Annotated in this window: 10 protein-coding genes; 7 read left to right on the top strand and 3 right to left on the bottom strand. The window is 55.1% G+C overall.

Annotated features, from left to right (window positions below; genetic code table 11):
* The 4 genes from CDA56_RS24145 to crr form a co-directional block, all read left to right on the top strand.
* The coding region (locus tag CDA56_RS24145) for a pyridoxal-phosphate dependent enzyme (protein WP_104011450.1) at positions 1-406 on the top strand (406 nt) is incomplete at its 5' end.
* A gap of 381 nt (positions 407-787) precedes the next feature.
* Positions 788-1,045, top strand: coding sequence for a phosphocarrier protein Hpr (gene ptsH / locus CDA56_RS24140; RefSeq protein ID WP_002913505.1), 258 nt, complete (start codon positions 788-790; stop codon positions 1,043-1,045).
* Between the two features lie 44 nt (positions 1,046-1,089).
* Entirely contained in the window at positions 1,090-2,817 is a 1,728-nt protein-coding gene (ptsI, locus tag CDA56_RS24135; protein ID WP_004852999.1) for a phosphoenolpyruvate-protein phosphotransferase PtsI, read from the top strand.
* A 42-nt stretch (positions 2,818-2,859) separates the two neighbouring features.
* On the top strand, positions 2,860-3,369 hold the full coding sequence (crr, locus tag CDA56_RS24130; protein WP_000522253.1) for a PTS glucose transporter subunit IIA: 510 nt from the start codon (positions 2,860-2,862) through the stop codon (positions 3,367-3,369).
* A gap of 41 nt (positions 3,370-3,410) precedes the next feature.
* Here the strand turns inward: crr and CDA56_RS24125 are convergent, their stop codons facing one another.
* A complete protein-coding gene (locus CDA56_RS24125; protein ID WP_004104337.1) occupies positions 3,411-3,650 on the bottom strand; it encodes a hypothetical protein in 240 nt (79 codons plus the stop codon).
* A complete protein-coding gene (gene pdxK / locus CDA56_RS24120; protein WP_102803357.1) occupies positions 3,647-4,513 on the bottom strand; it encodes a pyridoxine/pyridoxal/pyridoxamine kinase in 867 nt (288 codons plus the stop codon). The genes CDA56_RS24125 and pdxK overlap by 4 nt, the downstream gene beginning before the upstream one ends.
* 82 nt (positions 4,514-4,595) lie before the next feature.
* Here pdxK and ptsJ point away from each other — a divergent pair, with 82 nt between their 5' ends.
* Genes ptsJ through CDA56_RS24105 form a run of 3 tightly spaced genes read left to right on the top strand, consistent with a single transcriptional unit; the run spans position 4,596 to position 7,069 of the window.
* The gene (gene ptsJ, locus CDA56_RS24115; RefSeq protein WP_046878228.1) at positions 4,596-5,894 is read left to right on the top strand and encodes a MocR-like B6 salvage transcription factor PtsJ; all 1,299 of its coding nucleotides are present in this window, start codon (positions 4,596-4,598) and stop codon (positions 5,892-5,894) included.
* Positions 5,895-5,908: 14 nt separating this feature from the next.
* The gene (locus tag CDA56_RS24110) at positions 5,909-6,616 is read left to right on the top strand and encodes a type 1 glutamine amidotransferase (RefSeq protein WP_046878229.1); all 708 of its coding nucleotides are present in this window, start codon (positions 5,909-5,911) and stop codon (positions 6,614-6,616) included.
* A 45-nt stretch (positions 6,617-6,661) separates the two neighbouring features.
* On the top strand, positions 6,662-7,069 hold the full coding sequence (locus tag CDA56_RS24105) for a YybH family protein (protein WP_025106634.1): 408 nt from the start codon (positions 6,662-6,664) through the stop codon (positions 7,067-7,069).
* On the opposite strand, the gene cysM is transcribed toward CDA56_RS24105, so the two are convergent.
* Positions 7,066-7,977, bottom strand: a complete 912-nt coding sequence (gene cysM / locus CDA56_RS24100; protein ID WP_014230319.1) for a cysteine synthase CysM — start codon at positions 7,975-7,977, stop codon at positions 7,066-7,068. The two genes, CDA56_RS24105 and cysM, sit on opposite strands and share 4 nt — an antisense overlap.
* Positions 7,978-8,014 lie beyond the last annotated feature (37 nt).

The raw sequence follows: 8,014 nt of genomic DNA, 5'->3' as shown, positions 1-8,014 counted from the left end.
CAAAGGCACCAAAGGTAAAAAAGATCTGATTACCGTTGCCGTTGAACCTACCGACTCCCCGGTTATCGCCCAGGCGCTGGCAGGCGAAGAGCTGAAGCCAGGCCCGCACAAAATCCAGGGTATTGGCGCAGGCTTTATCCCAGGCAACCTGGATTTGAAGCTGGTGGATAAAGTAGTGGCTATTACCAATGATGAAGCCATTTCCACCGCCCGTCGCCTGATGGAAGAGGAAGGCATTCTGGCCGGCATCTCTTCCGGCGCTGCCGTTGCCGCTGCGCTGAAGCTGCAGGAGGATGAAGCCTTTACCAACAAGAATATTGTGGTTATCCTACCCTCTTCAGGTGAGCGCTATTTAAGCACCGCATTGTTTGCCGATCTCTTCACCGAGAAAGAACTGCAACAGTAATGCCAGCTTGTTAATATCGTGTAAAAAAGCACCTTTTCAGGTGCTTTTTTGTGGCGCACATCAAACTTTTACCCCTCCTGGCATTGATTCACTTCGTTGGGTCTGGTATTTAACCAGCACATTTATTTCGATGCGCGAAATTATTCCGATTTGGATTTCCATAAGCTGAATCGATTTTATGATTTGGTTCAAGTCTTCCTTTAGCGGCATAATGTTTAATGACGTGGTAGACGTTAACGGCCTGAAGGTTTCCACAGCGATTTTCCGCTGATGGTGCCGGAGCCGGATACGTGATGCCGGCGCTAACGATACAGGCTAAAGTTTGGCCGTTAGGCTAAACTTTAGGTCCACAACACTAAACCTATAAGTTGGGGAAATATAATGTTCCAGCAAGAAGTTACTATTACCGCTCCGAACGGTCTGCACACCCGCCCTGCTGCTCAGTTTGTTAAAGAAGCAAAAGGCTTCACTTCTGAGATCACTGTAACCTCCAACGGCAAAAGCGCCAGCGCCAAAAGCCTGTTCAAACTGCAGACTCTGGGCCTGACCCAGGGTACCGTTGTCACTCTCTCTGCCGAAGGCGAAGACGAGCAAAAAGCAGTTGAGCATCTGGTAAAACTGATGGCTGAACTCGAGTAAGTTCACGGGTTCTTTTTAATATCAGTCACAAGTAAGGTAGGGTTATGATTTCAGGCATTTTAGCATCCCCGGGTATCGCTTTCGGCAAGGCACTTCTGCTGAAAGAAGATGAAATTGTCATCGACCGGAAGAAAATTTCTGCCGATAAGGTTGATCAGGAAGTTGAACGTTTTCTGAATGGCCGCACCAAGGCCTCCGCCCAGCTGGAGGTCATCAAAACCAAAGCTGGTGAAACTTTCGGTGAAGAAAAAGAAGCCATCTTCGAAGGGCACATCATGCTGCTGGAAGATGAGGAGCTTGAGCAGGAAATCATAGCCCTGATTAAAGATAAGCATATGACTGCCGATGCGGCAGCCAATGAAGTTATCGAAGGTCAGGCTACTGCCCTGGAAGAACTGGATGACGAATACCTGAAAGAGCGTGCCGCTGACGTACGCGACATCGGTAAGCGCCTGCTGCGCAACATCCTCGGTCTGGCCATCATCGATCTGAGCGCGATTCAGGATGAAGTTATCCTGGTAGCCGCTGACCTCACCCCGTCTGAAACCGCACAGCTGAACCTGAACAAGGTGCTGGGTTTCATCACCGACGCGGGCGGCCGTACTTCCCACACCTCCATCATGGCGCGTTCCCTTGAACTGCCGGCCATCGTGGGCACCGGTAGCGTAACTACCCAGGTGAAAAACGGCGATTATCTGGTTCTCGACGCGGTGAATAATCAGGTTCTGGTTAACCCGAGCGATCAACAAATCGAAGAACTGCGCAACCTGCAGGCTCAGGTCGCTGAAGAGAAAGCGGAACTGGCTAAGCTGAAAGACCTGCCGGCCATTACGCTGGACGGCCATCAGGTTGAAGTCTGCGCCAACATCGGTACCGTACGCGACGTTGAAGGTGCCGAACGTAACGGCGCGGAAGGCGTTGGTTTGTATCGTACAGAATTCCTGTTCATGGACCGCGACTCGCTGCCGACTGAAGAAGAACAGTTCGCAGCATACAAAGCCGTTGCCGAAGCATGCGGCTCGCAGGCGGTTATCGTTCGCACCATGGACATCGGCGGCGACAAAGAGCTGCCGTACATGAACTTCCCGAAAGAAGAGAACCCGTTCCTCGGCTGGCGCGCAGTGCGCATCGCCATGGATCGCAAAGAGATTCTGCGCGACCAGGTTCGTGCCATCCTGCGCGCCTCCGCTTTCGGTAAACTGCGCATCATGTTCCCGATGATCATCTCTGTTGAAGAAGTGCGTGCACTGAAGAAAGAGATCGAAATCTACAAACAGGAACTGCGCGACGAAGGTAAAGCTTTTGATGAGGCAATTGAGATTGGCGTGATGGTGGAAACCCCAGCCGCTGCGACAATTGCGCGTCACTTAGCCAAAGAAGTTGATTTCTTTAGTATCGGTACCAATGATTTAACGCAGTATACTCTGGCAGTTGACCGTGGTAATGATATGATTTCACATCTTTACCAGCCAATGTCCCCGTCCGTGCTGACGCTGATTAAGCAAGTTATTGATGCTTCTCATGCTGAAGGCAAATGGACTGGCATGTGCGGTGAGCTTGCGGGCGATGAACGTGCTACACTTCTGTTGCTGGGTATGGGTCTGGACGAGTTCTCTATGAGCGCCATTTCCATCCCGCGCATCAAGAAGATTATCCGTAACACGAACTTCGAAGATGCGAAAGTATTAGCAGAGCAGGCTCTTGCTCAACCGACAACGGACGAGTTAATGACGCTGGTTAACAAGTTCATTGAAGAAAAAACAATCTGCTAATTCACGAGATGCGCGGCCCAAATTACTGCTTAGGAGAAGATCATGGGTTTGTTCGATAAATTGAAATCTCTGGTTTCTGATGATAAAAAAGACACCGGAACTATTGAGATTGTTGCCCCGCTCTCTGGCGAGATCGTCAACATTGAAGACGTGCCGGATGTAGTTTTTGCGGAAAAAATTGTGGGTGATGGCATTGCTATCAAACCTACTGGCAACAAAATGGTTGCGCCGGTAGATGGTACCATCGGTAAAATTTTTGAAACCAACCATGCTTTTTCAATCGAATCTGATAGCGGCATTGAACTGTTCGTTCACTTCGGTATTGATACCGTTGAGCTGAAAGGCGAAGGCTTCAAACGTATCGCCGAAGAAGGCCAGCGTGTGAAAGTCGGCGACCCGGTTATCGAATTCGATCTGCCGCTGCTGGAAGAGAAAGCCAAGTCTACCCTGACTCCGGTTGTTATCTCCAACATGGACGAAATCAAAGAGCTGATCAAACTGTCCGGTAGCGTAACCGTGGGTGAAACACCGGTTATCCGCATCAAGAAGTAATTCTTGCCGCAGAAGAATGGCGCCTCTCGGGCGCCATTTTTTTATCTCGCCGCTTTAAACGGCCGATAGCACTTCTCCCGCGAAAGTATTTTCATCCCTTCTGGGCCGCTTTCCAGAATCCGCTTCTCGCTGTCAGAAACCTGTAAATCACACTGATATCCGCCAACGGCGCCAAATAAAGATCCCACTTCGCAGACATCCTCAAGGGCTTCGCTGCCGGTGGTCTCAAAATGGCCGACGACTCTTCCCTGCTGACGCACCACTAAACGATAGCTCTTCATTCTCTCTCCCTGGGCGGCGGAAGAATGAGCTCATCGCAGCCCTGTTCATTGGTCCAGGTCATAACCGCTAGCACCCGCTGCGCGGCAGCGCGGGCGGCCTCGCCCAGCGGCATTCCGCACACCAGGTCGCTCGCCAGTTCGGCGCAAAAAAGGTCGCCCGTTCCCTTCAGATCGGTTTCAACGCGCGGATGTTCAACTACCTCGACCGACTGCGCGCTAACCACCAGCACGTTGATCGTGGCGCTATTCTCTCCCGGCGCGCTGGTGATAACGACCCATTTCAGTGAATCAGAGAGCAGACTACGGGCGGCAATAATCGCCTCCTGCTGATTATGGCAAGGCAGACCGCTTAGCGTTTCCAGCTCAAACAGATTGGGCGTGATCCCCTGCGCCAGCGGGAGCAAATGCGTACGATAGGCTTCAGGGATCTCGGCCTTGACGTAGATGCCGCTATCCACATCGCCAATGACGGGATCAACGAGAATACACAGTTCAGGATGCTGCTCGCGAATGCGCAGCAGCCATTGCGCCAGACGCTTAATCTGCACGGCGCTGCCCATATAGCCGGTCGTTACCGCCCGCAGCTCGCGCAGGGCGTCACGCTCCTCCAGCGCCTTTAAATAGCCGGCAAACCACTCTTCCGGGATAACGCCGCCATAGTAAGTATCATAGTGCGGCGTATTGCTGAACAGCACCGTCGGCACCGCGATGACCCGCAGGCCGTGCTGCTTTATCGCCGGTATCGCAATACTGTTGCCTACGCTGCCGTAGACCACCTGCGACTGCACGGCCACAATATCGACCTGAAGCGCCCGACTTTTATCGTTGAAGAGCACCGATTGTATTTCATCTTGCTGGCCCATCCTTTCTCCCCCCGCTGGACAGCGGGTCATACTCTGATTATCATTCGTCCTATGCTAAAATTCATTTTGTCATAGGTCAATAATGATCGTTGGAAAAACTGCCAGTGAGATCTTCGATAGCATCCGCCATCTGGTACAAAGCGGCGCACTCAAGCCTGGCGATGTTTTACCGCCGGTCCGCGAGCTGGCGGGCAAGCTGTCGGTTAACCGCAATACCGTCGCTGCCGCCTATAAGCGACTGGTGACCTCTGGCCTGGCTATCAGCAAGGGGCGTAATGGTACCGCCATTAAAACGCATAATACCCTTCCCGCCCTTGAAGGTGGCGATCCCTCTTCACCGCTGAAGGATATCTCCAGCGGCAATCCCGACCCCGCTCGCCTGGCAAACCTCAAGCACTATCTCGGCGCAATTGCGCCAGCGCCTCGCCTGTACGGCGATGCGGCGGTTGAACCACGGCTGGCCGCGTGGGCCAGCCGCTGGGTTAACAACGATGTGAACCTGGATGCCGATATTAACCTTGCCAGCGGCGCAGTCGATGCGCTTGAGCGCCTGCTGTGCGCCCTGCTGCTGCCCGGCGATAGCGTGGCCATCGAAGACCCCTGCTTTCTCAGCAGCATCAATATGCTGCGCTACGCCGGTTTTAGCCCTTCGCCGGTACCGGTCGACGGGGAAGGCATGCAGCCTGAGGCCCTTGAAGAGGCGCTGCGCAACGGCGCCCGGGCGGTCATTATTACCCCGCGCGCGCACAATCCGACCGGCTGTAGCCTCAGCGAATCCCGCGCCCGGGCAATACGCGAAATACTGGCCCGCTATCCGCAGGTTCTGGTGATTGTTGACGACCATTTCGCGCTGCTCTCCGCCACGCCCTGGTACTCCCCTATCGCCGCGGAAAGTCAGCGTTGGGCGCTGGTACGCTCCCTGTCAAAAACCCTGGGACCCGATTTGCGTCTGGCCATCGTCGCCAGCGACGCTGACACGTCGGCGGCGCTGCGCCTGAGGCTTAATTCCGGTAGCCAATGGGTCAGCCATCTGTTGCAGGATCTGGTCATCGCCTGCCTTAACGACAACACCTTTATGGCCTCTCTGGCGGAAACCCGGCGCCACTATCGTCAGCAGCATGAAAAGCTGATTGCCGCCCTCGCCAGCCGCGGAATCACCCACCTGACGCCGGGAGACGGCCTTAATTTTTGGTTCCCGCTGGAAGAACCGAGCCAGCCGGTAGCGCTCCGTCTGGCGCACGCCGGCTGGCTGGTTCGCGAAGGCGAAACGTTCGGCATTCGCGCCCCTTCGCACGGGCTGAGGCTGTCGCTTGCGACGCTCAGCGACAATGAAATGAATAAGCTCGCCAATGACTTATACCAGATATTACAACAACAGTGACGGGAGTTAACGCTATGCAGATCCACTTTATCGTCCATGAAGTCTTTGAAGCGCCGGGAGCTTACCTGCACTGGGCGCAGGCGCGCGGCTACGGTATCAGCTGGTCGCGGGTATACGCGGGGGACAGTCTACCGGAAAACGCCAACGCTTTTGATATGCTGGTTGTGCTCGGCGGTCCGCAGTCGCCGCGCACGACATTATCTGAGTGCCCCTGGTTTGATAGCCACGCCGAGCAGCGTTTGATTGCGCAGGCCATTGCCGCAGGACGGATCGTGGTAGGGATTTGCCTCGGCTCGCAGCTTATCGGTGAAGCGCTGGGCGCGCCGGTCATGCAAAGTCCGGAAAAAGAGGTGGGTCACTATCCCATCACGCTCACCACCGCGGGCCTGCAGGATGACAAACTGGCCCATTTTGGCCCCTCGCTGGTCGTCGGCCACTGGCATAACGATATGCCAGGCCTGACCCCGGAGGCGGAAGTGATGGCCTCCAGCGAAGGCTGCCCGCGGCAAATTGTGAAATACAGCGACCGGGTTTATGGCTTCCAGTGCCACATGGAGTTTGATGCTGAGGTCATTGAGCTGCTGATCGCCCATTCGCAGCAGGAGCTTAGCGCCGCCAGAGGCAGGCGTTTCATACGTAGTGAACAGGAGATGCGTGCCTGGGATTATCGCGAAATGAATGAGAAGCTGTGGGCGTTTCTTGATAAGCTGACGGCAAAGTAAGCAAAAGGCTTTTATTAAAGCCCGACAGTTTAAGGATCCCCAGAAATGCACAATCCCAACCCACAGCTTAAAGCCGCCATCGAAGCCTGCGATCGCGCTATCTCCCAGGAGGATTACGCGACACTGATGGAGTATTACGCTGATGACGCCGCGCTGGTCGTCAAGCCAGGCATGGTGGTGCGGGGCAAAGAAAATATCCGCAACGCGTTTATCGCCATTGCCGACTATTTCCAGCACCGGCTGGTGGTGACGCAGGGAAAAATGGAGATTATCGAAGGCGGCGGCAATGCGCTGGTGATTATGGAGACCCGGCTGGATATCCCGACGGCGGAAGCCGGGATAACACAGGTCACGCGGCGCGCAACCTATGTCTTTCGTCAGCAGGGCGAACGCTGGCTCTGCACCGTGGATAACTCCTACGGTACGGACCTGCTCGACGCGCCCGAGGTTTAAATTCCCGCGCCCTGGGTAAAGTGCTCTTCGCCAAATACGCCGGTAGAAAGGTAGCGATCGCCGCGATCGCAAACGATCGCCACCACTACCGCGCCAGGATTTTCACCCGCCACGCGTAGCGCGCCCGCCACCGCGCCGCCGGAACTGACGCCGCAGAAAATCCCCTCCTTCACCGCCAGCATCCGCATGGTGTTTTCGGCATCCTGTTGATGGATATCGAGCACCGCGTCCACCAGCTGCGCGTTAAAAATACCCGGCATATATTCGGCAGGCCAGCGGCGAATTCCGGGAATACTGCTCCCCTCTTCCGGCTGCAGCCCCACGATGCTCACCGCTTTATCCTGCTCGCGCAGAAAACGCGATACGCCGGTAATGGTGCCGGTGGTACCCATGCTGGAGACAAAATGGGTGATCCGCCCGTCGGTTTGCTGCCAGATTTCCGGCCCGGTAGTGGTGTAGTGCGCGTACGGGTTGTCCGGGTTGTTGAACTGATCGAGCAGCTTGCCTTCGCCGCGCTGCGCCATGGCTAACGCTAAGTCACGCGCGCCTTCCATTCCCTGCTCTTTGGTGACCAGAATCAGCTCCGCACCGTAGGCGCGCATGGCGGCACGGCGCTCCTGGCTCATGTTGTCCGGCATCAGCAGCTTCATCTGATAGCCTTTAAGCGCGGCGATCATCGCCAGCGCAATGCCGGTGTTGCCGCTGGTCGCTTCAATCAGCACATCACCGGGTTTAATCTCTCCGCGCTTTTCGGCCTCGACAATCATCGACAGGGCCGCCCTGTCTTTCACCGACCCCGCCGGATTGTTGCCTTCAAGTTTGACCCAGATTTCGCTGCCGTTGTCCGGCCCCATGCGCTGCAGTTTGACCAGAGGCGTGTTGCCGATTGTTTGTTCTAATGTATTCACGGTTTTGCCCAATAAAAAGCCCGGTAAGCATTACGCC

The organism is Klebsiella michiganensis (assembly GCF_002925905.1).
GTDB lineage: Bacteria > Pseudomonadota > Gammaproteobacteria > Enterobacterales > Enterobacteriaceae > Klebsiella > Klebsiella michiganensis.
Note: the sequence above shows the minus strand (reverse complement) of the source record. Positions and strands in the feature narration are given on the sequence as shown.

What these genes read in the sequence shown, in the direction of transcription:
- ptsH (WP_002913505.1), top strand. Translation starts at nt 788, where the DNA reads ATGTTCCAGCAAGAAGTTACTATTACCGCTCCGAACGGTCTGCACACC.
- CDA56_RS24125 (WP_004104337.1), bottom strand. Translation starts at nt 3,650, where the DNA reads ATGAAGAGCTATCGTTTAGTGGTGCGTCAGCAGGGAAGAGTCGTCGGC.
- crr (WP_000522253.1), top strand. Translation starts at nt 2,860, where the DNA reads ATGGGTTTGTTCGATAAATTGAAATCTCTGGTTTCTGATGATAAAAAA.
- CDA56_RS24110 (WP_046878229.1), top strand. Translation starts at nt 5,909, where the DNA reads ATGCAGATCCACTTTATCGTCCATGAAGTCTTTGAAGCGCCGGGAGCT.
- pdxK (WP_102803357.1), bottom strand. Translation starts at nt 4,513, where the DNA reads ATGGGCCAGCAAGATGAAATACAATCGGTGCTCTTCAACGATAAAAGT.
- ptsI (WP_004852999.1), top strand. Translation starts at nt 1,090, where the DNA reads ATGATTTCAGGCATTTTAGCATCCCCGGGTATCGCTTTCGGCAAGGCA.
- CDA56_RS24105 (WP_025106634.1), top strand. Translation starts at nt 6,662, where the DNA reads ATGCACAATCCCAACCCACAGCTTAAAGCCGCCATCGAAGCCTGCGAT.
- ptsJ (WP_046878228.1), top strand. Translation starts at nt 4,596, where the DNA reads ATGATCGTTGGAAAAACTGCCAGTGAGATCTTCGATAGCATCCGCCAT.